Genomic DNA, 26278 nt, shown 5'->3' on the forward strand with positions numbered 1-26278 from the left:
CCCATTTTCTATATACTGTACAGCTATTGAATCAAATAGCTTATTTGAACAACGTAAAAATGCGGCTAATCCTTCCAAATCAATTGGGAGGATTTTTTTGTCCTCCCTTTAATAGAGAGGGATGAAGGGTATGAACGAGCTATTTAAATTGCAAAATGTTCGTTTTGAAATAATGGATCTTATGATATTTGAAGGGGTCAATGCCAGTGTCCAGCAAGGAGAAGTCATTGGAATCATTGGCAAAAATGGAGCCGGAAAATCTACTTTGCTTCAATTGATTCACCAGGACTTGATTCCGACAGCAGGGCAAATCCGATGGCTGCAGCCAAATTTGGAGATGGCATTCGTTGAACAGGAAACGGAATCCTGCTCTTCCGCAGAAGTGAGCCCTGCAGAAGAAGTGCTGCTAAGGAAATGGAAAGTACCGAACCGCCATTTTTCACAACTAAGCGGAGGAGAGAAATTAAAAGCCCGATTGGCAAAAGGTTTTTCAAAAGACGTCCATCTTTTATTATTAGATGAACCAACGAATCACCTCGATGAGAAAAGTACTGAGCTGTTGATTGAGCAGATGAAAGATTATAAAGGCACAATTGTCCTCGTTTCACATGATCGCTATTTTTTAGATAAGGTCGCTACAAAAATTTGGTCAATTGAGGGCAAAAAATTGATTGAGCATAAAGGGAATTACACAAGTTACATGGAAGCTCGCCATCAGAAGAGATTGACTCAGCAGCGCGAATATGAAAAGCAACAAAAAATGGTCGAGCGGATTGAATCCCAAATGCAAGAGCTCACGTCCTGGTCGAAAAAAGCCCATGCCGAGTCGACGAAACAGGAAGGCATCAAAGAACATTATCGCGTAAAGGCCAAGCGCATGGATGCTCAAGTAAAATCAAAACAAAAGCGTCTTGAAAAAGAGCTGGCAAAGGCCAAGGCAGAGCGAGTTGAACCGGAATATGAAGTACGCTTTTCAATGGAAGCGAGCAACAAGACGGGAAAGAGGTTTTTAGAAGTTAAAAACTTAACCAAGGTGTTTGGAGGATATCCATTATTTAAAAAAGCCAATTTTACCATTCAGCATGGAGAAAAGGTAGCGATCACAGGACCGAATGGCAGCGGCAAGACGACTTTACTGAAAATAATTGTTGGGGAGGAAACGGCAGAAGGAAAGGTATGGATTTCCCCTTCTGCCACGATCGGCTATTTAACGCAGGAGGTGTTTGATTTGCCGCTTGAACAAACACCGGAACAGCTGTTTTATCAAGACACTTATGAAGCGAGAGGCCAGGTTCAAAATTTAATGAAGCATTTGGGATTTACAGCCTCACAATGGAAAGAGCCCATTCAAAATATGAGTATGGGTGAGCGTGTAAAGTGCAAGCTGATGGCCTATATTCTAGAGGAAAAAGATGTATTAATTTTAGATGAGCCGACGAATCACCTTGATTTACCTTCACGTGAACAATTGGAAAATACTTTAGCCCAATATGACGGTACGCTGCTTGTCGTTTCACATGATCGCTACTTTCTCGAGAAAATAACCAACAGCAAGCTGGTTATAGCGAACAACAGCATCCATAAGCAATGGAACGAAATGACCCAGGAAAGAGATGATCGGGATGAATTGCGTTTAAAGCTCGAAACAGAACGACAAGAGGTTTTAGGAAAGCTTAGCTTTATGACGCCTGCGGATCAAGCATACAAGGAACTCGATTTGAGATTTAAAGAGCTGACGAAGCAACTAAAGGAGCTTTCATAAGGAAGAGAGTTCGATTGCATAGATAGGTGAGAATGGTAAAGAGCGAATAAAGTTATTTAATTTTAGTAGGAAAATATAAGAGCCTTGCTACATTTTATTGTGTAGCAAGGCTCTTTAAAGTTGCTTAGTTTCTATCCATCTAAGTGTATGTGCACTCAAACATCAATAATAAAGTCGTTTAATTCTTATTCAACTAAAGCCCCCGTCACTTTAACAAAAAAACCGTCCTCTAACAGTGGGCAAGGCACGAAAAAGACAGCCAACTAAAAACTGGCCGTATTTTTATTTTATTGATTTTCTTTCTTCACAGCTTCGCGAGTTAAACGTGCATTATTTAAGCCTTTATCGCTAAATGCGTTATCGCTATTCAGTTGATCTCCTATTGGTTCTCTGTCCATCTCGCCCTTTAGTACGCCTGGAGTTTTTCCATGTATATTTTCATGCTCTTGTGACATGATGTTTAACCTCCTTTTCATGTATTATCTGTTGCCCTTAACTTTCTTATACTAGGGCTAATACTGAGGATGTATCTCGATTTGCTTTTCATTTCTTCTTCCATTAACCTACCCCGTTAGTCTAATAAAAATTAAACAGCTTTATTATCACTTAACAAGAGGTGGTATCAAAACGATTCTTCCGCTATTTGTTGAAATTCCATAGTAAAATTTTCTTTTTGTGTATGTAGAGTAACAACTGATAGATTGATGTCTTTATGAGGTTGTTTTCCGTAATTAGGCAAACATAATTTGCAGGAACTAAAGGCAAAATGTAAATAACAAATTACTTAACTTATGGATTTTTGCGGAAAGAAAAGGTGATGAGATGGAACTATCTAACGAAAATCGAACGTATCAAGCTGGAGACATTGTCTATGTTTTTTATCGCAATCCCCATACTCAGGACGTAGCAAATATACAGGCGGCAGCGATCGTTAACGACCCGGATAATTCTGCTGGATTATCTTTGTTTTTATATGAAAATTACTATCCACTATCAAGTGAAATGGCGATTTATCCCACAGAGGAAGAGGCAAAGCAGGCTTACGAATACTATTACGGAATGGAATCAGAGGGGAGATTGGAATGAATAAACCATTCAACCCTAAGTTGGTGTATTTTGAACCCGATGCGCTGGATTATCCATTAGGCAAACAGCTTAAAGAGAAATTTGAAAAAATGGATGTTGAAATTCGATATACCACTTCTCATAATCAAGTGAGAAATCTTCCAGGTGAAAATGACTTTCAAAGGTACCGGGTTGCCAAATCTACACTAGTGGTCGGAATTAGAAAAACATTGAAATTTGACACTTCCAAGCCTTCTGCGGAGTACGCTATTCCTTTTGCGACGGGCTGCATGGGCCATTGTCATTATTGCTATTTACAAACGACCATGGGAAGTAAGCCGTACATTCGCACGTATGTAAATGTAGATGAAATTTTGGAAGCTGCTGATCAGTACATGGCCGAACGTGCTCCCGAGATTACAAGGTTTGAAGCGTCCTGTACATCTGATATCGTTGGGATTGATTATTTGACTCATACATTAAAGCGTGCGATTGAACATTTTGGAGAATCGGAGTATGGGAAATTGAGATTCGTGACAAAGTTTCACCATGTTGATCACCTGCTTGATGCAAAACATAACGGAAGGACTAGGTTTCGATTTAGTGTGAATGCCGATTATGTCGTTAAAAACTTCGAGCCAGGGACTTCTCCTTTAGAGAAAAGAATTGAAGCGGCAGGAAAAGTCGCCAGAGCGGGGTATCCGCTTGGTTTTATTGTAGCTCCTATTTATCTTCATGAAGGATGGGAGGAAGGATACCTTCATATGTTTGAGCGTTTGGATGCAGAATTGCCTCCAGAAGCAAGGAAGGATTTGACGTTTGAGTTTATTCAGCATCGCTTTACGAAGCCAGCTAAAAGAGTAATCCAAAAAAATTACCCTATGACAAAATTAGAATTAGATGAAGAGAAAAGAAGGTATAAATGGGGAAAGTACGGAATTGGAAAATACATTTATCAAAAGGAAGAAGAGGAAGATATAAAAAATCATCTTTATTCCTATATGAGGAAATTCTTTCCAGAGGCAAAATTAGAATATTTCACATAAAAGATGAAAGACCCACGAATAGATAATGAGTTTTGAGAATTTGCTTGCTAATGGTTATTGAATTCGTTATTAAAAATAATGCCCCTGGCTCCATTAAAGCCGGGGGCATTGTTTTTAAGCTAATTTTTTAATATTTATCTTTTGTCCTTGTTTGCGTCGCTCTCTGAATTCAGCTGTTGCTGTGAAGAGGACGTCTGTAGAGGAGTTAAGGGCCGTTTCGAAAGAGTCTTGGAGAACCCCTACAATAAAGCCTACCCCTACTACTGTCATCGCTACATCATTTGAAATCCCGAACAGGCTGCAGGCTAGTGGGATAAGCAATAAGGAACCGCCAGCCACTCCAGAAGCACCGCAGGCACATACAGCAGACAGAACACTCAAGATGATGGCTGTCGGGATATCCACTTGAATACCGAGTGTATGAACTGCTGCTAGTGTTAAAACAGAAATTGTTACCGCTGCACCGGCCATATTGATGGTGGCGCCTAACGGAATGGATACAGAGTAGGTATCCTTATCTAAGCCTAGTTTTTCACATAGTTTCATATTAACCGGAATGTTTGCCGCTGAACTGCGTGTGAAGAAGGCTGTAATACCACTTTCTCTAATACATTTAAATACGAGCGGGTATGGGTTTTGCCGCACAGCTAAGAACACAATAACGGGATTGACGACAAGTGCGACAAAAAGCATACAACCGATTAAAACGGCCAGTAATTTTCCATAGCTTAGCAAAGCATCAATGCCATTCGTTGTAATCGATTCGAAGACCAAGCCCATGATTCCTAGTGGAGCGAATTTAATGATCCATGTGACAATTTTAGATACGGCATCTGAAAAATTAGAAATGACAGTCTTAGTAGAATCTGATGCATTCTTTAAAGCAAGACCAAGAAGAATCGCCCAAGATAATATACCAATATAGTTAGCGTTAGTGATAGCGTTAAAGGGGTTATCAACAATATTCATGAGTAATGTTTTGAGTACCTCGGAAACACCGCCAGGAGCCGCTAAGTCTCCCGTAGCCTTAGCTAGCGTTAAATGAACCGGGAACATAAAACTTACAATAACGGCGATAAGTCCAGCTAAAAAAGTTCCTAAAAGATAAAGGACGACGATAGATGACATATTTGTTTTTTGACCGCTCTTGTGCTGAGCAATAGCGGACATAACCAAAAATAATACGAGTACAGGTGCAATCGCTTTCAAGGCGCCTACGAATAAAGAGCCTAAAATGACAACGGGTTTTGCTGCGTCAGGAATCGTTAAAGCTAGAGTAATACCAACAATTAAACCGATAATTATTTGCTTTACCAAGCTCAATCGATTCCACTTTTTTAATTGATTTTTCATAGATATCTCCTCTACTAATTTTAGAAAATGGCTATATTACATTACGCTGCTATGAGCCTGCTCTCCCTTCCTAAGATGGATCTAGTGACGGTTATATTGAATCAAACGATTATCTTAAAGGGTTATTTTTTCCATAGATGATGACCCTCACTCTCCGCTTTTTCAAGTGGACTACTAATCAATAAGATTATAGTGAATATTTAGATTTATTACAATAGTATTTTAGAAGAAAGAAAACGTTTGAATATTCTCAAAAGTATGGTTGCGTCCGAGTGAAAGTAAAGATGAGAAGCACAATGGGCTGAAGCGAATGTATTTACTATGTATGACAAAGAGACTGATACGGGAATGGTGTTGGACCTTGGAAGGAATTATTAGGTATATTAAAGACGTAAGGATAAAAATTATCTCTTTAAATCAAAGAAGGATGGATTCATAAATGAGTAGACGATGTGCGTGGGTAACGAAAGAGCCCCTATATATGGAGTATCATGATAAGGAATGGGGAGTACCCGTTTACGATGATCAACTGTTATTTGAGATGTTATGTCTAGAAGGAGCGCAAGCTGGTCTTAGTTGGTGGACCATTTTACAAAAAAGAGAAAATTACCGAAAAGCTTTTGATTATTTTAAAGCGGAAAAAATCGTCCATTACACGGACGAAAAATTGCAATCATTGCTAGAAGACAAAGGGATTGTCCGAAATAAATTAAAAATCAAAAGTGTGGTAACAAATGCCGAGGCATTTTTGCGATTGAAAGAGGAGTATGGTTCATTTGCTAATTATATATGGGGATTTGTGAATCACAAGCCGGTCGTCAATCACTGGAAAACAGCAGAAGAGGTTCCTGTTTCGGATGCCATCAGTGATAAAATGAGCAAACAGTTAAAGAAAGACGGATTTAAATTTGTGGGCAGCACGATTTGCTACTCTTATATGCAAGCAGTAGGCATGGTCAATGATCATACACTGGAATGCTTTTGTCATCCAGCTCACCAAAAATCCACTTTCAGAGAGTGAATAGAACAGGATCCGTTTCGATGAATTTTTTTAAAAATGAATTCTTTGTGTGTAAGATGACAGTTTTTATATTCCAATGAATAGATACAGCAGCCTTCGATACAGACAGCATGATAGGACTTAAAGCAGCGCCGGTTTTAACGAAGTAGGTTAGTATGATCGACAGGATGCCTGCCGTCCCTGATGTTGCGATGATCATTTGCCTTGTATGGTTATTTTCCGGCAAGGAACTGTAGTTTATAATCGTGAGGACTGCCGCTAAAACAATAGTATATAAATAAATTCACTTTCTGTTTTATTTTTGTAAGAAAATATTCTTCCTAATAGAGCAGCTAAAATCAAAGCTCCGAATAGTATTTGCCATAATTCCATCTACCTGATCCTCTCCAGGGTATTCTTCTATTCGCACATCATAGAGGATAGAGAAGAAATACAAAGGGCTGGATAGAGTTAGATAGAGATAAGCTAGAGCATAAAAATAATAAGAAAATGATGGATTTAAATGAGGATATTGTGTCAAAACTAATTAGTAAAGAATAACATAACTTCTCTTAGTCAAAAGAATTATTCCCAAGCACGGGTAAAATCTGGTTTATTCCTCCAGTTTTGCTCGTGTTTTTTGTTTTATGAACAAGAAGAATACAGTAATAAAGGATTAGTTAAATAACAATAATTTGAAAACTGTGATACAGTATACTTATACTTTCGGCTCTGTTAAAAATAAATGTCTTTTTTTCAATAATGGAAAATCAATATAACAGAACCATATTTTAAAAGGCATAAAGGTGTGGATGAATCATAATGAATTTAAACTCTCTTGGAGAGTTAGGAAACAGACTGTTATCTACTATAATAGTTTCGGCTCTCATTATAGTTCTATTAGTTATTGCTTCTGTAGCAGGTGTTCGTTTCTCCTTAAGTGCCAACATTAAAGGTCAACAAGCATTAGACAGTATTGAAGGATCAGCCATTGATTTATTTAAAGCTCTCGTCGATCAGGAAACGGGACAAAGGGGGTATAGCTTAACGAACGATGAAACGTTCCTGGAGCCCTATTATCAAGGAACAAAGCAATTTTCACAGAATTCAAAAGAGCTTATACAGAAAACCGAGAAATTTCCTGCCCTGAATAAGAAGGCAAAAAAGCTTATAGAAAGAGGGCAGCATTGGCAAAATCATTATGGAAAACATCTAGTAGAGTCGACCGAAAGAGGGGAACAACCAAGTGTTCGGTTACTAAATGAAGAGAAAGAGACGCTGGATGACTTCCGAAATCAAGCTAATAGCTTTTCTAAAAAGATAGAAGATCAAAGAAGTGTTGTTAGAAATACGATGCGAACAAGAATTAATTTGACTCTTACCGCATTAGTCGTCACTTTAATTATGATCATATTTATCAATTTATGGATTAATTACCGTCTTTTAAAATCCGTGATTAAGCCTATTATTGAATTAAGCAGCTGTGTGAAATCTTATGCGGAGCATGATTTTTCGAAAGACACGCCGACATATAGAAAGAAAGATGAGCTGTTTGAATTAATTAAAAACGTGGGGCGGATGAGGACCGAACTATCCATGAGCATTCATTCATTAAAGCTGAAGGTTCATTACGATGAGTTAACAGGACTTTATAATAGGCGTTATTTTAATGAATTTATCGTGAATGAATGGGAAGCAGCTAAGAAGAAATCAGAGAATTTTTCATTGATACTCTTTGATATTGATCATTATAAAAATTTTAACGACACATATGGACATTTAGCTGGGGACGAATGCTTAAGAAAGATCTCTGAATGTCTCCAGCCATACAATCAAGAGCCTTCACATTTTATTGCCCGGTACGGTGGTGAAGAATTTGCGGTGCTGCTTTTACAAAGAACGGAACGGGAAGCCTTATTTATGGCCGAGGAAATAAGAAAAGCGATACTTAATTTAAAAATCCCTCATAAAACTTCTCCTATTAGTAATTATGTAACAGTCAGCATAGGAGTTGCTTCAGTTGTCCCAACAGGAGAAATGATGCCTAATGACATTATTTCAGCTGCAGATCAAGCTTTGTATTATTCTAAAGAAAATGGACGTAATCAAGTTACACAATATGCTAATAGCGTAATCTAGCCGCTGAGGCTTTAAGCAGATGGTACCAGCCTGCTAAGTGATATCAATGAATGAGGCGATTGAACTGTGAGCGGAACTGTTTTGGAGACTTACTGTATTGAACGAGAAAAATAACAAAGAAAGTAACCGATAGCTGCAATAGCTGTCGGTTTTATTTTGTATAAATTGAACAAGAGACATAAACATAAAGGGATTTCATGAGGCTATTTCGTCGTTTTCAGGATGGTGCGGATGAAGCATGGTTTGCAATAAATTATTATTCTATAATGGCATTATTATGTATTTTCAGGAAACAAAGTGAAAATATAGAATGAGTAATAAATAGTTTTTTCACGCCTTTTCCCGGTATTTTTACAAAGTAGGAGGGTTTGATAGCATGAAAGAAATTATTGCAGTAAAAGAAATCACCCCATTTAAAACGCGTTCAGAAGAATTTAATCCATACGCTTGGTGCAAAGAGATGCTGGAGACGAATCCGGTGAGTTACCATGAGGGAACGAATACGTGGAATGTCTTTAAGTATGAAGATGTGAAGCGTGTGATCAGCGATTATGAGAACTTCTCGAGTGAGCGTACCCGTACAACTATTGCTGTTGGAGCAGATACGAAGGATGGCTTTGCGCCTGATAAGACGAATCTGATTGATGCCGACCCGCCGAAGCATAGAAAGCGTCGTTCGTTGCTATCTGCAGCCTTTACACCGAGAAGCCTTAAAAATTGGGAGCCCCGCATTCAAGAAATTGTGGATGAGCTGATTGGACAGCTAGGGACAGATACCGAAGTTGAAATTGTCCAGTCACTAACGAGTCAGCTCCCTATTATTATCATGTCTGACTTGATGGGTGTCCCATCCAAAGATCGGTTATTATTTAAAAAATGGGTAGATACTTTGTTTTTGCCTTTCAAAAAAGAAGAACAGGAAGACATTAATAACAAGAAGCAGGCAGCTGCTAAGGAGTATTATGAGTATTTGTATCCCATTGTCGTACAGAAAAGACAAAATCCGGCGGATGACATTGTCTCTGACTTATTGAAGGCGGAAGTAGATGGAGAGACCTTTACCGATGATGAAGCGATAAGGACGACGATGCTGATTCTAGGTGCAGGGATTGAAACGACCAGTCATTTATTAGCTAACACCTTTTATTCTTTATTGTATGATAATCCAAACGTCTATGAAGAGCTGCACCATCATCCGGAATTAGTTCCCCAAGCAGTAGAAGAAATGCTCAGATATCGTTTTCAATTATCTAAAATAGACCGCACGGTAAAAGAAGATAATGATCTGTTAGGAGTAGAGCTGAAAAAAGGAGATGTTGTGGTTGCCTGGCTGAGTGCAGCCAATTTGGATAAGGACATGTTTGAAAATCCGTTTGCGGTTAACATTCATCGGCCAAATAATAAGAAACATGTGACATTTGGGAATGGACCGCATTTTTGCTTGGGCGCGCCGCTTGCCCGTCTCGAAGCCCGCATTGCTCTCACTTCTTTTGTGAAGAAGTATTCACGCATTGAACCGGTAGCTGATTTTAATCTGGAAGATCATCTGACTGACTCAGCGACCGGCCAAACGCTGACTACTCTTCCATTTAAGGTATTTGTTTAACCCTATGCAGGAATTGCATAGGGTTTTCTTATGTGGAAATAGCTGCTACTTTATTCACTTGAACATCAATTTTTAGATAAATTATCCTTATGTTCAAGAAGTAAACAATTTCAAGGATATTTAACGCACAGTCGTTTAAATAGGTATCAGGAGAGGTGACAAAATGACGCAGTTTTATTATCTTTCTGCCAAACATCCTTTAGAGATCGGAACGTTTGGAGAAATAAAAAAACTTTCTAATAAAGGAAACAATGTATTTGCCAATACGGTGGATGAAGCCTCTATTACGATTAAAAAGTTAGCAGACAGTCCGCTCTCCAACCTGAGTTATCCCTGTCAATATGAAGTGATGGCGCATTTAGGAGACTTTGGGGCGAATAAGGATAAGGCAAATGAGCTGGACAAAAAGTGTCTGCAAACTTTATTGGAGTATGTCCAAATCGCCATTCAGAAAAGTTTTGTAGTGGAATTTTACACGGCATGGGCGGGAGAAGAAGAGTTAAGCGTGGAAGAGGTGCGGGAACTAACGATAGATGAGTTAACCGATTCTAGTCAATTAAAGCTTGAAAACAGGGGGAAGCTGATCATCTATCGTCAGAAATACTGAAATAAGCGGAGCAGCCTTTACGCTCAATGACGTTAAGGTCACGTTCCTAAACGAAAAAGCACCGTGCACATGAATACTATATTGATTGTCTTTTAATCTGCTGACGAGAGCCTATTCATTTCTTCTTCCATTATGGCGTGATACACTTTTATAAAGAGACGCAAAGGAGGAGTTGGACATGGGTCAATTACAAGGGAAAACAGCGATTATAACAGGGGCGAGCAGCGGGATCGGTTTGGCGATTGCGAAGGAGCTGGCAGGTGAAGGAGCTAATGTTGTGTTGGCTGCTCGCCGCATAGAAAGACTGAAGGATCTGGAAAGTGAAATTAACCAAAGCGAGCGTGCAAAGGCGCTTGCTATTCAGACAGATATGGTGAAAAAAGAGGACGTTCAGCAGTTAGTGGAAAAAGCGATAGACACCTTTGGGAACGTAGATATTTTCGTCAACAACGCGGGGCAAATGCGCGAGGCCACCATTCGGTCCGGAAAAGTAGAGGAATGGGAACAAATGATTGATGTGAATATTAAAGGAGTTCTCTATGGAATTAATGCAGTACTGCCGTCCATGCTGGAGCGGGAGAGCGGCCACATTATTAATATTGCCTCTGTTTCTGGCCTGGAAGTGACGAAAATGAGTACGGTCTATAGTGCAACGAAATATGCGGTTCGGGCGATTTCCACAGGCTTGGAAAAAGAACTTGCTAGAACAGGCGTGCGTGTAACGAATATCTCTCCTGGTATGGTAGACACTCCTTTAAGCACGGGGCGTGGCAGCAGCGATCGTAAAAAATTAGAAGCAGCAGATATCGCCAAAGCTGTTGTATATGCCGTCACTCAGCCTAGTTACGTTAACGTGAATGAAATCACTGTTCGGCCGGTTTAAAAAATTTATTTAGAGAAGTCCCGCCTTAAGAAGCGGGGCTTTTTTAGATGTATACAAATGGTGAGAAAGAAGAAATAAAGAATGCCGACATATCGGTATGATCCGTGAATAAAATGAAAGATGCTTTATCGATGGTTGTACATGTAAAAATAAAAGAGCAGCCGAAAAGAAATGAATATTTATATGAGTTACTTCATGGTAAAATATCACTCATAAAAATGTTTGGGGGAGTAGTATGGTTAATGAAAACAGTAATTTAAAGTTTGTAGTAACAGGCCTTCTTCTCGGTATTTTAATGGCTGCGATGGATAATACAATCGTGGCTACAGCAATGGGAACGATCGTTGCTGATTTGGGCGGATTCGAAAAGTTTGTCTGGGTTACTTCCGCTTATATGGTCACCGTTATGGCCGGAATGCCGATTTTTGGAAAGCTGTCTGATATGTATGGCCGCAAACGCTTCTTTATCTTCGGTTTGGCCATATTTTTAATTGGGTCGGCGTTGTGCGGAATCGCCCAGACGATGGACCAGTTGATTATTTACCGTGCCATTCAGGGAATCGGCGGAGGCGCTTTAATGCCAATTGCCTTTACGATCGTATTCGATATTTTCCCGCCGGAGAAGCGTGGGAAAATGACGGGATTGCTCGGTGCTGTATTTGGTACTTCTAGTGTGCTAGGACCGCTTTTAGGTGCTTATATTACAGATTGGTTTAGCTGGCATTGGGTATTCTATATTAATGTTCCGATTGGAATTGTTTCTGTCTTTTTAATTATTAAGTATTATCATGAATCGACACAGCATCGGAAGCAGCGTATTGATTGGGCGGGAGCGATTACGCTCGTGGCAGCTGTTGTCTGCTTAATGTTTGCACTGGAGCTTGGCGGTAAAGAATATTCGTGGGATTCCACTCAAATTATTAGTTTATTTGCGGGGTTTGCGGTCTTCTTTGGAGCTTTTCTGTGGGTGGAAACAAAGGCGGAAGAGCCGATTATTTCATTCTGGATGTTCAAACGCCGCTTGTTTGCCACTTCGCAAATCCTTGCTTTCTTATACGGGGCAACCTTTATTATATTAGCCGTCTTTATTCCAATCTTTGTGCAAGCGGTGTATGGCGGCTCGGCTAAGAACGCCGGTTTGATTTTAACACCGATGATGCTTGGTTCTGTCGCTGGGAGTGCCATTGGCGGGACTTTTCAAACGAAAACAAGCTATCGAAACTTAATGGTGATTTCAGTAGTTGCTTACTTTATCGGCATGTTTTTACTCGGAAATATGACGCCAGAAACGGCCCGCTGGGTATTAACGATTTACATGGTCATTGCCGGCTTTGGAATGGGCTTTTCTTTTTCCTTGCTTCCATCGGCATCGATTCATAATCTGGATCCGCGTTACCGGGGCTCAGCTAATTCGACGAACTCCTTTCTGCGTTCCCTTGGGATGACGCTTGGGGTCACGATCTTTGGTACGATTCAGCAAAATATTTTCACAGATAAGTTGAAAGACGCCTTTAAGGGAATGGGAGGAAACGGTGGTGCACCGGGTATGCAAATGAATGATCCACAGCAGCTGTTTGAGGCTGGGCAACGCGCCAAGATTCCTGATTTTATCTTGGATAAAGTCGTTCTCGCCATGTCGGATTCAATTGCATCAATCTTTTTATTTGCGCTTATCCCGATTGTTTTATCGGCGATCGCCATCTTGTTCATGGGGAATCAGCGAGTGGAAATCAACAAAAAAATAGAAAGTTAATAAAAGCCGGGGCAAATTGTCCGGGCTTTTTATTGTGCTTTTGTGAATCTGACTGCTCTTTCGCTATAATGAAGAAAAATATCTGTAAAGCGGGGGTTGGCAGATGAGAAAAATCTTAGTCGTGGACGACGATAAACATATATTAGAGCTCGTAAGCATTCATTTAACACGTGCTGGCTATCATGTGCTCAAGGCGGAAAATGGTGTGCAGGCAGTGGGTGTTTTACAAAGTGAGCTGCCCGATTTGGCAATCGTCGATGTCATGATGCCGGGCATGAACGGGTTTGAGTTAACGAAAAAGCTGCATGATGACTGGGACATTCCTGTATTGTTGTTAACAGCAAAGGGAGAACTAGAAGATAAGGAGCAGGGTTTTCTCGCCGGTTCAGATGATTATCTGGTGAAGCCGTTTGAGCCGAAGGAGCTGCTTTTTCGTATTGCCGCCATATTGAGACGTTATGATAAACCAGCGGATTCGATTCTGCAGGCAGGTTCGGTCACGATCAACCGCAAAAGCTTTGAGGTGACGGCGGGCTCCAGTACATTGTTGATGCCCTTAAAGGAATTCGAGGTATTGGCTTTGCTTGCTTCCAAGCCGAATCAAGTATTTCAACGCGCCGCTATTATGGAAAGTGTGTGGGGCTATGACTATGAGGGCGATGAGCAAACGCTGAATACACATATTAAACGGATACGGGAGCGCCTTGCCAAAATTGCGGCTGATGTTGAAATTGTGACAGTTCGTGGCATTGGCTACAAATTAGAGGTGCATCGCTCATGAAATCGTTATATGGCAAGTTTGTACTCATGACCGCCTTAATCATGGTGTTTAGCACGATAGGCGGCTTTCTCGTTACAAATACGTATTATCACCGTGTGATGAAAGCGCGTAATGATGAAAAAAACGTCGAGATTGCGAAGACGATTGTGGATCATATTGAAGAAACGCCGCAAGAGAACTTAGATGAGTATTTAAAGACCATTGGCAGGATCGGCTACCAGCTTTATGTCGTAGACGAACTAGGCAAGTCTTCGTTTTACGGCGGTGACTTCCGGTTGAAAAATCTAGACAGGAACTCTGTAGAGCAGGTGCTGGCAGGGCATGTCTATCATGGGATGAGGGATTTTCCACGCGAGACGTTTGTGACAGGTTTTTTCGCCAATGAAATGTCTAATACGATCGGGGTTCCGTTTAAGCATGACAATAAGCAATATGCGCTTTTTATTCGGCCAGATATTAAGCTGTTATTTAGTGAGGTCCATACGATTCTGGCAGGATTGATCATCGCCACCGCTTTGCTAAGCTTGCTTGCGATGTTACTAGTGGCAAAGATGCTCATTGTTCCGATTACACAGTTAACGGCTGCAACGAAACGAATTGCTGATGAGAAGTATGACACACAGCTAAACATTGACCGTCACGATGAGATTGGCCAATTAGCAGCAAGTTTCAATACGATGGTGGGCCAGCTTCAAGAAAATGATAAAATACGCAAGGAATTTATTAGTAATGTTTCACATGATTTTCAATCACCGCTATTAAATATTCAAGGCTATGCAGGCTTGCTTAAGGGAGGAAACATATCTGATGAAGAGCGTAAAAATTATGCAGAAGTGATCCAGTCAGAAACAAACCGCTTATCGAAATTAACACGCCAGCTTTTACTCTTAACCTCTCTTGACCAGTCTTCCCGGATGGTGAAATACAGAGATTATCGGCTAGATGAACAACTAAAAGCGTGTATCAACAAATATCGCTGGTGGCTCGAGGAAGACCGCCTTAACTTACACATGAAGATGGAGGCAACGACATATCGAGGGGACGAGGCTTTATTTGAAAATGTGTGGGAGAACTTGCTTACGAACGCAATTAAGTATAACCGTCCAGAAGGAGAAATTCATATTGCACTAGAGAAGAAGGATGGGTACATCGAGGTGATAGTGCAGGATACGGGCATTGGCATTTCAGAAGCGGAACAATCGCAATTGTTCAATCGCTTCTACCGGGCGGATACATCGCGCACAAAAGAGGGAACTGGGCTTGGATTATCGATCGTAAAGCAAATCATTGAGCTGCATAAGGGGAACATTCACGTAACAAGTAAGCCGGGTGAAGGCACGACGTTTACAATTAAATTGCTGAATTTGTAATACAGAGTTCATATAGAGTTTAGATTGACAGCGTAGTATAACCTTCAGAGAGATAAAAATGTATGGAGGTTAACAAAATGGAGAAAAAATGGAGTTTACGATTAATCCGTTTAGCGGCCATCTTTGGCTTAATCGGGGCGATACTAGGTTCACACATGGCAGGATCGGGGAGCTATCAATTCCGTCCAATCCACGCCCACATTTTAGTAGTAGGCTGGTTATCCGTCTTTGCATGGGGGATCTTCTATCGTGTCTACACCATTAAATCTGCAAAACTAGTAGCTGTTCATGGCTGGACAGCCGTAATCGGTTCAGTTGGTTTGACAGTCGGTATGTGGTTGAACGCCTTAAAGCCATTTAATATTAATGAAACGTTCGCTTTAGTCTTCTATATCGTTGGCGGTACGATCTTGTTAATCAGCTTTGGGATTTTCGTTCTCACAACATTCATGATTGATACGAGAGAAGGCAAGTAAGTATACTGCAAGAAAAATTTATTCATTTTAGCGGCTGCGTTTGCCGCTGCCATTGGAATTCTCATTGATCCCTTTATCGTTCGTCCAACTGTGACCCCGACATGAATCATCCTTTTAGTTAAATACAGCTTCTGGCCAAAGAAAGTAAAATAAGAATGTCCTTTAATCAATCAAGGCGGCAGTCTCTACTTTAGACTGCCGCCTTGAACTATTTTAGCGATTTAAACAGAAGAAGGTTGTTTTAACTCTTCTAATGATCTCGGTTTCCGAAAAAGATCCAATGCTTCCGTAATAAAGATGCCGCCTAAAATAAGAGAAATCCCAAGTACTGTATGAAAGGTTAAGGCTTCTCCCCAAAGCAGCCAGGACAGTAAGAAGGCAAAGACAGCCTCAAGTGATAAAAGCAAGCTTACGTGAGTAGGGGGAGAATACTGCTGGGCTTTAATTTGAACAATGTAAGCTAACAGCGTTCCGATTAACAAGTCAAACGTATAGGCGTACGAGCCGTAAGGAGATAAAAGTGACGGCAGCGGCTCCAGCGAAACGGCAAACGGCAAACTAAATATCCCTACAATGAACAGTTGAATTGTGATAAAACTGAGAGAATCAACCGATTCATTTTTTTTGTAGGCACGATCCACTAATATAACGTGAATGGCAAAAAAGAAGGCGCAAAGGAATGCCAAAATATCACCGAGGTTGACACCTGCCCAGCTGCCATCCCAGGAAAGGATGATAAGTCCTAGAAAGGTAAGCAGGCTTCCTAATACAGCTCCCCTTTGAACGGCTACCTTTGACCAGAAAAAGTAAAGGAAGGGAACGATCACAACCATGGTTCCGGTTAAGACTCCAGCCTTGCCGGGAGTTGTCAACTCAATCCCTAATGTTTGTAAGATGAATCCTGCCCATAAAGCGGTTCCGCTAGCAATGCCGTATTTCCACATTTGCTTTGGCATGTTTCTAATACCTTTCCACTTAAATAATAAGAGGATCAGTGCAGCAAGAAGAAACCTTGTGCTAATAAAGTATAAAGGCGTCATTTCAGCTAATACGTCTTTTGTCAGGACAAAGCTATACCCCCAGCCAAGTGCGATTCCAACTAGGGAAACATCCGCAATGATGACTTTCTTTTTTAACGACAAACTATCCCTCCTAAAATACAGCCCTATTCGGGTCTGTGTCCTATTTCTATGCAAGAATTGCACCAAATATAGGAAGAAACCAAGAAAAGCCCTGAATACTTAGAGAATAGAGGAAGGATAAACCGGGCAAGAGGAGTTCGTTTTCTTGTTGGAATATTCAAGAGTACATAATTTATTCAGTTAGGAATAAGGTGAGTTGAGAGGTTAACAGGACGCTATTTTGCGTCCGATCGCAAGGACGAAGCAAAAATAGCATTCCCGGAGCAGGAGGTTCTTTCCTGCTCCCTTTTTTACACACTTTTTAAACTTTGCTTTCGATGCTGTCCTGTTTAGCTGGCAGAAGCGGCTCTTCTTTTTCTTTCCAATGAGGAAGGCTGACACCAGCTAAAGTCAGGATGCCGCCGAATAGCGAAAGGACAGAGGGAATCTCCCCGAGCCAGATCCAAGCAATGATCATAGCGGCGACTGGAGTTAAATAAAGAGAGCTTGTTGCTTCTGCGGCCCCTGCTTTTGAAATGAGATAGGCAACCGCAAAGTACGGAACAATCGTTGGGATGAGCCCCAAGTATACTAAGGCATAGGTTGAAGAAGGGGCAGCCTGTGTGATTTCTGTGATTGTTCCAGGGAAAAAGAATAACATAAAGAAAGCTCCGGATAAGATCGTGTAAATCGTAAATGGGATAAATCCATACTTGTTTAAATAATTCGTTTGAAAAACAAAGTAACAACTTTCTCCTGCCGCCGCAACTAAGATAAGTAGAACTCCGACCGCAACAGCTGATAATGAACCCCCATTCCCTGCTGAAATGACGGCTACTCCCGAAAAAGCGATTAGGGAACCGATCCATCCCATTTTAGAAAAACGATCTTTCAAAAAAATAGCAGCTAGAACAGCGGAGAACATGGGTGTAATGGATATTAATAAGCTGGCTACTCCAGCGCTGACTGTTTCTTCACCTATGTTCAGCGCAGTATGATAGACTGTAAATCCTAAGAAACCCAGCAATAAAATGGCGGGTATATCTTTTAAATCCGGCATTCTTATCTTTTTGACCACTGCAAATATAATAAGCCCGGATGAGCCAATTAGCAGCCGCAGCAGAGCAAGATGCTCGGGACTGTAAGATTGTAAGGCAATTTTAATTCCTGGAAAAGCGGAACCCCACGCTATTATCGTCACACTGTAGGCAATGGCTATTCTCCAATTCATCATGATCCCCGTTCCTCTCATTTATTAAAATTAGTGGTAAATTTATAATAGAGTGAAGGATAATGGAAATCTCCAACCAATCGATCAGAAAAAAAACCAACAAAAGCAGGCTGTGAGCAGAGAGGAGACGTTCAGTTGAGCAAGATGCCTCGTTATCTTCAGATTGTCCATGCGATTCGCGAGAAAATAAATCAAGGGGAATGGGTGATTGGCAGCAAACTCCCTACCCAGCGTGCCATAGCAGAGCAGTTCCATGTCAATAGAAGCACGGTGATTACAGCGATTGAAATTTTAAAGGCGGAAGGTCTGCTTGAGGGAAAAGCAGGAAGTGGCATATACGTAGTGAATAATAGGTGGTCGCTATCGGCTGCTATTTCTCCTCCGGATTGGGAGGATCTCACTCAGTGGTCGCTGCAGCCCCCAAGTGATCATACTGTCCAGACAATCAATGAGCTGGAAAGCAGAAAAGATCTCATTCAACTAAGTAAAGGAGAGCTTGAACCTGATTTGTTTCCTAAAGCAGAAATAGCAACTGCCTTGACAAGGGTTTCAAGCCAACTAGAACAGTTTGGATACGGAAATGGGCTTGGTGATATCGGCTTGCGGATTGAGATTAGCAAGCACATGCAACAGTACGGAGTATGCACCGCTCCAGAAAGCATCCTGATCGTATCCGGTGCTCTGCAAGCTTTAACGCTTATTGCGGTCGGCATATTGAAAAAAGGCTCCACTATATTTTTGGAAAACCCTTCTTATTTACATTCCGTTAATTTATTTCGAACGGCCGAAATCGCCATCAAGCCAATCTCAGTCGGTGAAAATGGTTTGAATATCGAGGAGCTTTTTCAGCAAAAAATTATAAAGGGTTCATCGGCCCTTTATGTGAATCCTACTTATCAAAACCCAACAGGCACGACAATGTCATCCGAACAGAGAAAAGTATTGATGGACAAGTGCCGTTACTTTCAATTGCCAGTTATTGAAGATGATATATTTAGAGATTTATGGATTGACGAACGAGCACCAGCACCTTTAAAAACGCTAGATCCATTCGGGCAGGTTTTATATGTAGGCAGTTTTTCAAAAACGATTGATCCTGGTTTGCGGATTGGCTGGCTTGCGGGCCCGGAAGATGTCATTAAACGCCTTAGCGATGTCAGAATGCAAACAGATTATGGATCAAGCTACATATCTCAAGCTTTAGTTAGAGAATTGCTTAGTTCGGGGCTGTATGAGCAGCATTTGCAAAAAGTAAGAACCCGTTTAAAGGAAAAGAGAGAGTTTCTTCTTCAGTTGCTGCGTCTTCATTTAAGCGAGTATGCAACTTGGCGTGCTGCCACAGGAGGTTTTTTCATCTGGGTCTCCTTACATAAAAAAACGAATATGCATCAATTTTTCCGAACGTGCCTAAATAATGGGGTATTAATCAACCCAGGCTTTATTTACAATGACAGTCAGCCGGCTATTCGGCTTTCTTACGCCTATGAGGAAATCGGAAAAATGGAGGAAGCTATTATTAAGGTGAAGGAAATATTAAAAAATGGATGAAAATGATCATCCATTTTTTTATTTTTGTGCATGGGGATTAGGCAGGCAGAGAGCTTGTTTGATTTTTGGTAAAAATATTTTTATGAAGGGGATAAAATTTTTTACCTTTAGTTTAGTATATTCAAAACTACCTTGATAAAAAATATTTCTTTAGAGCCTTTTTAATAATGAAAAAACAAAGTGTTACTAGGCATAAATAATAAAGAGCGTACAAAATATGTTTTTTTGGCACGAAAATTGCAAAAGTGTAAAATAAGCTGAAAATCACCGATTTAAGCTCATACACCATGGGTCATTGATGGTGGAAATGAAAACGATTTCCCGGAGAGTGAAATTGGCAGAAAGGATGCAAACAACAAGATGAACAAAACATTGCAACATAGCCTCATATTGGGCTTTGCCTTATTTGCTCTATATTTTGGAGCAGGCAATTTGATTTTCCCGCCGTCTATCGGAAATGTGTCAGGAACGAATTGGGTTCCAGCACTTGCCGGCTTTACGGTTACGGGTATTATTCTTCCCTTACTAGCTGTAATCGCAATTTTGAATGCTGGCGGGAAATTTGAAGAGTTAACGAGACCAATCAGCCCTTGGTTTTATAAGGTTTTTAACCTGTTGCTTATGGTTGGGATTGGTATGCTTGTTACGATTCCGCGGATGGCCGCTACTACGCACGAGCTAGGCGTTCAAACTTTATTTCCTCAAGTTCCCTCTATCTTAACCATTATTATCTTCTTCGCCATCAGCTTTTATTTTGCGATGGACGAATCAAATGTTATTGATAAAATTGGTAAGATCTTAACACCGCTGTTAGTTATTATTCTTTTAGCAGTTGTAGGCAAGGGGATTTTTGATCCAATTGGAACACCAGCGGCAACGGACTTACAAACACCGTTCTCTAATGCATTTATTAGTGCTTATCAAACGGGTGATATTGTGACCGGGATTTTTTGTGCTCCTATTTTTATAGCGGCTATTACAAGCTACGGTTATAAAGGAGTTCAAGCAAGAAAATTAGCGATTACCGGTACGTTAATAGCAGGATTAGGCCTTCTTATTGTATACGGAGGATTGCTTTATATCGGAGCATCAGGCAGTGGAACGTTTGCATCAGGCATTAGCGATACAGCACTCGTTTCAGAATTAGTTCATACATTGTTAGGCAGCACTGGAACCGTTGCTTTATCGATTGCTATTGCGCTGGCGTGTTTAACTTCTACGATTGGAGTTATCGCTGTTATTGCTGAGTTCCTGACAAAGCTGACAAATGGTAAAATCGGCTATCGGGTTTGGCTGCTTATTATTTGTATTACTGGTACCGTTATCGGAACAATGGGTGTAGGGAAAATCGTTAATTATGCGATGCCGATCTTCTTAGCGCTGTACCCAGTAGCGATTGTATTAGTGTTCTTGGGTGTATTCCGTAAGTATATTCCGAATTCAGGAGCTTACAGAGGAGCGATTCTGTTAACATTTATTGTCAGTCTATTCGAAACATTAGGCAGCGTTTTACAGATTGAAGCTTTAAGCAGCCTCGTTTCTGTACTTCCTTTTAGTACAAATGGATTCTCCTGGTTTGTGCCTGCTATTGTCGGCTTTATCCTTGGGGCTCTTATCGATAAGGCAATGGGGAAGAAGAAGCATCATGAACCTATTTTAGGTCCTGTAGAGAATGATTAATAGGCAACAAAAAAGCAGGAGGGCATTCCTCCTGTTTTTTGTTGTTTAAATAGATGGGGTTAAGATTCTGTTGTTCGGTCAGTAGAGGCTTTCATTCGTTCCTGCGGATGAGTATTCGTCGTGCCATTCGCCCGTTTAGAGGCATACTTCGCTTTAGCACGTGCTTTTCCGCCTTCTCCAGTCATATTATCATCGGGAAAGTTTTTCGCTTTGTTTCTCATTGTTCTCCTCCACCTGCATAATAAAAATGTACGCTTTCACGTGTTATTAGTATAAGTAGAAGAAGTGAAAGTATAAGGGTGTTCTCGATGAAATTTGTGGGAGAAGCGAAAGGTTTGTTCCTTATTTAAATTACCCTCTTGTTGACTTTCGCTGCAGGCGAGCGCTTTCTTAATCAATTTTTGAAAAAACAACATTCCCTTTAATAGAGCCCATTTAAAAGAGTGGATCAAATTCAACAATTCCCTCACAAGTAAAGCGGACGTTTGTCGAGATTGAATTCTTTTCTCCTGTTTCTACATGAATAATACCGCCTGGTTGATGGACGGTTAATGGCTGGTCTTGGTTTTCTTGCGCTAAATGGATACCTAAAGCGAGCGTCCCAGAGCCACAAGCCCGTTCAAAAAACTTGCTGCCGGTTTCCTCCACATAAACGAAAGGACGGATTTCATAGTCCTGTTCCGCCAATTTCTTATAAGGAATAATGCCAATCGCTTTATCGTCAATTTTTCCGGTCAGTTCCTCTAGCACTGACTCATACTCTTCTTCATGAAGCCAATGATCCGTTAGAAAATGAGTGATCCCATCTAATTGCACGATGCTTCCGTGAATCATATTGCGGTCCAATTGGATGGACATGTCTTTGATAGAAAGAGGATGAGGCATTTCCGCTCTTGCTTCAAAGTGAGAAGGAGACTTTACTTTTACTTCACAGGCAAGTGGTGTTTCCGTACCGGAAGCTTCTAGGAAAAAGTTCTTTTTGTCGCTTAACCCTTTATAGCAGGAGTAAGCAGCAGCGGATAAAACGGCGTTGCCGCAAAACTCTCCTCCCGACATTTCCAATCGCAGGATGGAATTACTCGTCTTAGGCGGCACAATAAAGCCAACTTGTTCCGCGTTAAGGTATTCGTAGCCCATGATGATATTGGCAACTTCAGCATAGTGAACAGGCGCAACGTAATTTGTAATAAGAACCGTCATATTTTGTGAAGGGCTCGCTTTAACAAAATTAAGTTTCATGATAAAAACTCCTTCCTCTATAATCCTTTATGTATGTTAATGATCAGCAGGCCATTTCTTAGGCGGGTGATTCACCGTTTGGATAATTTTCCCTTTTTCTAGAAAAAGAATGGTATCTCCCAGTTTTTCAGCTTCATTCATATCGTGTGTCACGATAATAAATGGAATGCGCCAAATTTGATGAAGGCGCAGCAGTTCATTTTGGCACTCTATGCGTGTCTCTTGATCTAAAGCAGACAAAGGTTCATCAAGCAGTAGAAAGGATGGTTCAGTTGCGAGTGCGCGGGCGAGTGCGACTCTCTGCTTTTCACCGCCTGAAATTTGGTGGGGATATTTTTTTAGCAAATGTCCAATTCCAAGCACGCTCAATAATTGTTCAATCCGGAACGAAGAGTGATTGGCTGCTTTCTTTTTTACGCCGTAGTGGATGTTTTTTTCTACGGTCATATGCGGAAAGAGAGCATAGTCTTGAAAGAGGTAGCCGATATTTCTCTTCTGGGGGGAAAGCGGTTTATGCTGTGTATGAAAAAAAGCCCGGCCATTTAATGTAATAAAGCCGGAATCAGGGTGAGTAAGCCCAGCCATGCTGTTTAAGATTGTCGTTTTTCCAGAACCAGATGGCCCAAACAGAACAAGAATTTCATTATCCATTTCCCAGCTAACATCTAAAGTGAAATGAGATAGCTTTTTTCGAATTTGCACTTTAAGCATCTTAATCTCCTCTTATGTATGATCTTTAGCAAAACGACGAACATTGCGTTTTGTCCACCAGTTTAACCACATAATAGTGCTGAATCCGAGAGCTACAATGATCGTTACCCAAAAGGTCGCCGTTTCCATGTGGCCAGATTGAACAGCAAAGTAGATGGCCATGGGAATGGTGTCTGTTTTTCCAGGAATGTAGCCTGCCAGCATCAAAGTGGCGCCGAACTCTCCCAGGCCCCTTGCAAAAGAAAGAACTAATCCGGCAAGCAGTCCTGGCCAGGCCAGCGGGAAGGAGATGGTCCAAAATACTCTCCATTCGGATGCTCCCATCGTTCGTGCAGCGTTTTCTAATCTAGGGTCTAGACTTTCAAAGGAGGCAACGGCGCTTTGATACATAAGCGGAAAAGAAACAACAATAGAAGCAATAACGGCGCCTATCCAAGAAAAGACGACCTGGATATCAAACCAAGTTAAAAGCCAGCTCCCTACCCATCCATTTTTGCCAAAGAGAACGAGCAGGCCAAAGCCGACAACGGTTGGCGGTAAAACGAGAGGAAGAAGGAAAAATGACTCGAGAAAGCTTTTTCCAAAGAAATTCCTCCGCACAAGCAGATGGGCAAATAATACTCCTGCAATAAATACAACCGAGGTGGAGATAGCTGCTACTTTTAACGACAAAAACAAGGGTGAGTAATGTACATCATTCATGAGCCTTTCCTTCCTCGTCTTTTTTAGTTAAATCCATATTGGTGTAACACTTCTTTCCCTTCTGCACTAGCAAGATAATCTAAAAATAATTTGGCTTCCTTGGCATGTTCAGAATGAGAAGTAATAGCCCCCGGGTAGACAATTGGCTCGTGCCAGTCGGCTTTAGCTTCAGATACTACTTTTACCTTATCGGATGTTAGCGCGTCACTGGCATACACGACGCCTAGTTCAGCATTTCCTGATTCGACATAAGTTAGGACCTGACGGACATCGGAACCCAAGACTAGCTTGTTTTGCAGCGATTCCCATATGTTTAAATGCTCTAGCACTTCTTTTGTATATCGGCCGGCGGGCACACTTTCCGGTTCCCCCATAGCTAAATGGTCGATCTTCTCCCGATTGATTTCCTCAAAGGAAGAGGTCGAAGCTGATTGATCCTTTTTCGCAATGAGGACGAGTGAGTTTTTAGCAAACTCGAGACGCGAATCTTTTTGGATCAGTTTTTTTTCCTGCAGCTTGTCCATGTCCTGGTTGCTCGCAGATAAAAAAACGTCTGCCGGAGCGCCTTGTTCAATTTGTTGAGCTAATTTACCGGAACTTCCAAAATTAAAAGTTAAATCTATATCTGGATATTCATCCTCAAATGAAGATTGGAGTTCATCGAGTGCGTCCGTTAAACTGGCTGCAGCAGAAATGACCACTTCCGTTTTTTCATCGGATCCAGAAGCCGATTTTCCGCTGTTCGAACACCCTGAGGCGGCTGTGAGCAGCAGCGCTAAAAAGAGAAGAGCCCACCCCTTTTTAAACATAAGAAAACCCCCATGACACATTATTTTTATAAAAATACAAATATTTCTCTTATTATATAAAACTTATTAGAACTAACCAAGCATCCTGATAGCTGACTGCTATTTAAGGACAACTCGCTACATAGTTAACTAATTTCATTTTTTCACCTGGCTCATGATAAACGAAGTAGCTCCCAGGCTCTTCTGTATAACCGATGTCCTCTCTTTTCGTTATGGTCTGGTTGTTTTGTTTCACTCCTTTTTCCAAGTAATCAAGATGAAGCGCGTGAGAATTGGAAGAAGGGTAAATCGCCCGGATATTCTTTAACGACTTGGAGGAATCGTCATAGAAGGCGAAGCTTCCTATAATATGGGCATTTTCTTTTAAGTAAGGTCTTAAAATCGTAAATGGCGACTCACTATAAATTAAAGAAAACTGAGTAAAGGATGTGCTATCAATGAAGAAGTCAACAGATTCATGTTTCAGCGGGAGCCGAAGATCACTATTTACGATATATAAAACGGTTAAATTCGGATTGTGTTTCTCGATCTTCCTCTTTAGTTTTTCAATCATCTCCAAGGAATGGCAAGTAAAAATGTAGTAGGCTTTGTCAGAAAGGGATGATAAGTGTTTAGGCAAAAGCATTGAGACTTCGATATTAGTTTCCACAATGACTTTATGAGCTAAAGGGTGGCTCATTAATTCTTTGATCATCCACAGTTTTCCTTTTTCAAGCAGGCTAACGAAGCCTGGATTCCACTTTTTCACATCGATTTCATAAATAGAGTATTTATTAGGTGAAGATTTAATTTGGTTTGTCCGAAGGATTCCTTCTTTAATAATGGCCTGATAGCTGCACGAGCAGGACAGCACCCCCTCGTATATATAATGTCCGTACATAGAAGCCTGTTTTAAATTCAATAACTGGCGGCAATGAGGACAATAAAATAAAGGAACAAAAAATAAGGGAACACCTATTTTAGTCTGCTCTGGGAGCTTATTCGTATTGGAGTGAAGTTTGTCATCAATTAAATGAATAGCTTTAGAAATTTCTTCTTTTTCCGCCCTTAAATCAGCTTTTTTTTCAAGAAGAAGATTTGTAAAGTAGCTCGTATCCTCATTATCACTGCTGTTGGTTAAACGCTTAAGTGATAATATTTTATGAATTTCCTTCAAAGAAAATCGAAATTGCTTTAACTCGTGAATAAAAGCCATATCCTCTAGACAAGTTTGGTTCAAGTCATATTGGGTCTTTTCTTTTTCGGGGATTAAGAGACCTAGCTCAATATAATAGCGCACTGTATCGATCGAGACATCAAACCTTTTGGCGAAGTTTCCAATTTTCATACCGCTATTCCTCCTGGTGATCCGCTAATGTAAAAAGTAGAGTATACTCCACGTTTTTATCGAAACTTT

The 26278-nt window shown here is 40.8% G+C and carries 26 protein-coding genes; 15 read left to right on the forward strand and 11 right to left on the reverse strand.

Translation table 11 applies throughout. The features are described from left to right. Positions 1-130: 130 nt before the first annotated feature. Complete coding sequence (gene abc-f, locus A8F95_RS20550; RefSeq protein WP_065412405.1) at positions 131-1762, forward strand: ribosomal protection-like ABC-F family protein; 1632 nt, start codon at positions 131-133, stop codon at positions 1760-1762. A 287-nt stretch (positions 1763-2049) separates the two neighbouring features. Here abc-f and A8F95_RS22765 read toward each other — a convergent pair whose 3' ends face one another. Continuing rightward, on the reverse strand, positions 2050-2217 hold the full coding sequence (locus A8F95_RS22765) for a hypothetical protein (protein ID WP_176713780.1): 168 nt from the start codon (positions 2215-2217) through the stop codon (positions 2050-2052). Positions 2218-2584: 367 nt separating this feature from the next. On the opposite strand from A8F95_RS22765, the gene A8F95_RS20555 reads away from it, so the two are divergent. Both A8F95_RS20555 and splB read left to right on the forward strand, forming a co-directional pair. Further along, positions 2585-2848, forward strand: a complete 264-nt coding sequence (locus A8F95_RS20555; RefSeq protein ID WP_065412253.1) for a transcriptional regulator SplA domain-containing protein — start codon at positions 2585-2587, stop codon at positions 2846-2848. Then, positions 2845-3873 (forward strand): spore photoproduct lyase, encoded by a 1029-nt coding sequence (gene splB, locus A8F95_RS20560; RefSeq protein ID WP_065412254.1) that lies wholly within the window; start codon positions 2845-2847, stop codon positions 3871-3873. The genes A8F95_RS20555 and splB overlap by 4 nt, the downstream gene beginning before the upstream one ends. Before the next feature lie 114 nt (positions 3874-3987). On the opposite strand, the gene sstT is transcribed toward splB, so the two are convergent. Then, positions 3988-5226, reverse strand: coding sequence for a serine/threonine transporter SstT (gene sstT, locus A8F95_RS20565; protein ID WP_065412255.1), 1239 nt, complete (start codon positions 5224-5226; stop codon positions 3988-3990). A 439-nt stretch (positions 5227-5665) separates the two neighbouring features. Here sstT and A8F95_RS20570 point away from each other — a divergent pair, with 439 nt between their 5' ends. Further along, positions 5666-6247 carry a DNA-3-methyladenine glycosylase I gene (locus tag A8F95_RS20570; protein WP_065412256.1) on the forward strand — a complete coding sequence of 194 codons (582 nt, stop codon included), beginning with the start codon at positions 5666-5668 and terminating at the stop codon, positions 6245-6247. On the opposite strand, the gene A8F95_RS22210 is transcribed toward A8F95_RS20570, so the two are convergent. Beyond that, the gene (locus A8F95_RS22210; protein ID WP_141676309.1) at positions 6237-6446 is read right to left on the reverse strand and encodes a hypothetical protein; all 210 of its coding nucleotides are present in this window, start codon (positions 6444-6446) and stop codon (positions 6237-6239) included. The genes A8F95_RS20570 and A8F95_RS22210 overlap by 11 nt on opposite strands. Before the next feature lie 602 nt (positions 6447-7048). Between A8F95_RS22210 and A8F95_RS20575 the strand changes: the two genes are divergently transcribed. From A8F95_RS20575 to A8F95_RS20610, 9 genes are all read left to right on the forward strand, one after another. After that, positions 7049-8365 (forward strand): diguanylate cyclase domain-containing protein, encoded by a 1317-nt coding sequence (locus A8F95_RS20575; protein WP_065412257.1) that lies wholly within the window; start codon positions 7049-7051, stop codon positions 8363-8365. A 376-nt stretch (positions 8366-8741) separates the two neighbouring features. Continuing rightward, positions 8742-9971 carry a cytochrome P450 gene (locus tag A8F95_RS20580; RefSeq protein WP_065412258.1) on the forward strand — a complete coding sequence of 410 codons (1230 nt, stop codon included), beginning with the start codon at positions 8742-8744 and terminating at the stop codon, positions 9969-9971. Between the two features lie 163 nt (positions 9972-10134). Beyond that, a complete protein-coding gene (locus tag A8F95_RS20585; protein WP_065412259.1) occupies positions 10135-10578 on the forward strand; it encodes a hypothetical protein in 444 nt (147 codons plus the stop codon). Between the two features lie 178 nt (positions 10579-10756). After that, a complete protein-coding gene (locus tag A8F95_RS20590) occupies positions 10757-11461 on the forward strand; it encodes an SDR family oxidoreductase (protein WP_065412260.1) in 705 nt (234 codons plus the stop codon). 104 nt (positions 11462-11565) lie between these two features. Further along, positions 11566-11721, forward strand: a complete 156-nt coding sequence (locus A8F95_RS22770) for a hypothetical protein (protein WP_176713781.1) — start codon at positions 11566-11568, stop codon at positions 11719-11721. Further along, complete coding sequence (locus A8F95_RS20595) at positions 11697-13214, forward strand: MDR family MFS transporter (RefSeq protein ID WP_065412261.1); 1518 nt, start codon at positions 11697-11699, stop codon at positions 13212-13214. The genes A8F95_RS22770 and A8F95_RS20595 overlap by 25 nt, the downstream gene beginning before the upstream one ends. 103 nt (positions 13215-13317) lie before the next feature. Next, the gene (locus tag A8F95_RS20600; RefSeq protein WP_065412262.1) at positions 13318-13995 is read left to right on the forward strand and encodes a response regulator transcription factor; all 678 of its coding nucleotides are present in this window, start codon (positions 13318-13320) and stop codon (positions 13993-13995) included. Beyond that, positions 13992-15365, forward strand: coding sequence for a sensor histidine kinase (locus A8F95_RS20605; RefSeq protein ID WP_065412263.1), 1374 nt, complete (start codon positions 13992-13994; stop codon positions 15363-15365). The genes A8F95_RS20600 and A8F95_RS20605 overlap by 4 nt, the downstream gene beginning before the upstream one ends. Positions 15366-15442: 77 nt before the next feature. After that, on the forward strand, positions 15443-15841 hold the full coding sequence (locus A8F95_RS20610; protein WP_065412264.1) for a hypothetical protein: 399 nt from the start codon (positions 15443-15445) through the stop codon (positions 15839-15841). Between the two features lie 221 nt (positions 15842-16062). On the opposite strand, the gene A8F95_RS20615 is transcribed toward A8F95_RS20610, so the two are convergent. Further along, positions 16063-16983 (reverse strand): DMT family transporter, encoded by a 921-nt coding sequence (locus A8F95_RS20615; protein ID WP_065412265.1) that lies wholly within the window; start codon positions 16981-16983, stop codon positions 16063-16065. Between the two features lie 301 nt (positions 16984-17284). Continuing rightward, complete coding sequence (locus A8F95_RS20620; protein ID WP_425415045.1) at positions 17285-18193, reverse strand: DMT family transporter; 909 nt, start codon at positions 18191-18193, stop codon at positions 17285-17287. A gap of 144 nt (positions 18194-18337) precedes the next feature. On the opposite strand from A8F95_RS20620, the gene A8F95_RS20625 reads away from it, so the two are divergent. Continuing rightward, entirely contained in the window at positions 18338-19741 is a 1404-nt protein-coding gene (locus tag A8F95_RS20625; RefSeq protein ID WP_065412406.1) for an aminotransferase-like domain-containing protein, read from the forward strand. A gap of 360 nt (positions 19742-20101) precedes the next feature. Then, positions 20102-21421 (forward strand): branched-chain amino acid transport system II carrier protein, encoded by a 1320-nt coding sequence (gene brnQ, locus A8F95_RS20630; RefSeq protein ID WP_065412267.1) that lies wholly within the window; start codon positions 20102-20104, stop codon positions 21419-21421. Positions 21422-21480: 59 nt separating this feature from the next. On the opposite strand, the gene sspK is transcribed toward brnQ, so the two are convergent. The 6 genes from sspK to A8F95_RS20660 form a co-directional block, all read right to left on the reverse strand. Beyond that, the gene (gene sspK / locus A8F95_RS20635; RefSeq protein ID WP_049659473.1) at positions 21481-21642 is read right to left on the reverse strand and encodes a small, acid-soluble spore protein K; all 162 of its coding nucleotides are present in this window, start codon (positions 21640-21642) and stop codon (positions 21481-21483) included. Between the two features lie 214 nt (positions 21643-21856). Further along, the gene (locus tag A8F95_RS20640; RefSeq protein WP_065412268.1) at positions 21857-22660 is read right to left on the reverse strand and encodes a histidine racemase CntK family protein; all 804 of its coding nucleotides are present in this window, start codon (positions 22658-22660) and stop codon (positions 21857-21859) included. A 36-nt stretch (positions 22661-22696) separates the two neighbouring features. Next, complete coding sequence (locus tag A8F95_RS20645) at positions 22697-23371, reverse strand: ATP-binding cassette domain-containing protein (RefSeq protein WP_065412269.1); 675 nt, start codon at positions 23369-23371, stop codon at positions 22697-22699. Positions 23372-23383: 12 nt separating this feature from the next. Then, a complete protein-coding gene (modB, locus tag A8F95_RS20650; RefSeq protein ID WP_065412270.1) occupies positions 23384-24073 on the reverse strand; it encodes a molybdate ABC transporter permease subunit in 690 nt (229 codons plus the stop codon). Between the two features lie 23 nt (positions 24074-24096). Further along, positions 24097-24882: a molybdate ABC transporter substrate-binding protein gene (gene modA / locus A8F95_RS20655; RefSeq protein WP_065412271.1), complete on the reverse strand. Its 786-nt coding sequence runs from the start codon at positions 24880-24882 to the stop codon at positions 24097-24099. Positions 24883-24985: 103 nt separating this feature from the next. Continuing rightward, positions 24986-26209, reverse strand: a complete 1224-nt coding sequence (locus A8F95_RS20660) for a MerR family transcriptional regulator (RefSeq protein ID WP_065412272.1) — start codon at positions 26207-26209, stop codon at positions 24986-24988. Positions 26210-26278 lie beyond the last annotated feature (69 nt).

This window comes from Pseudobacillus wudalianchiensis, from assembly GCF_001685015.1.
Lineage (GTDB): Bacteria > Bacillota > Bacilli > Bacillales > Domibacillaceae > Pseudobacillus > Pseudobacillus wudalianchiensis.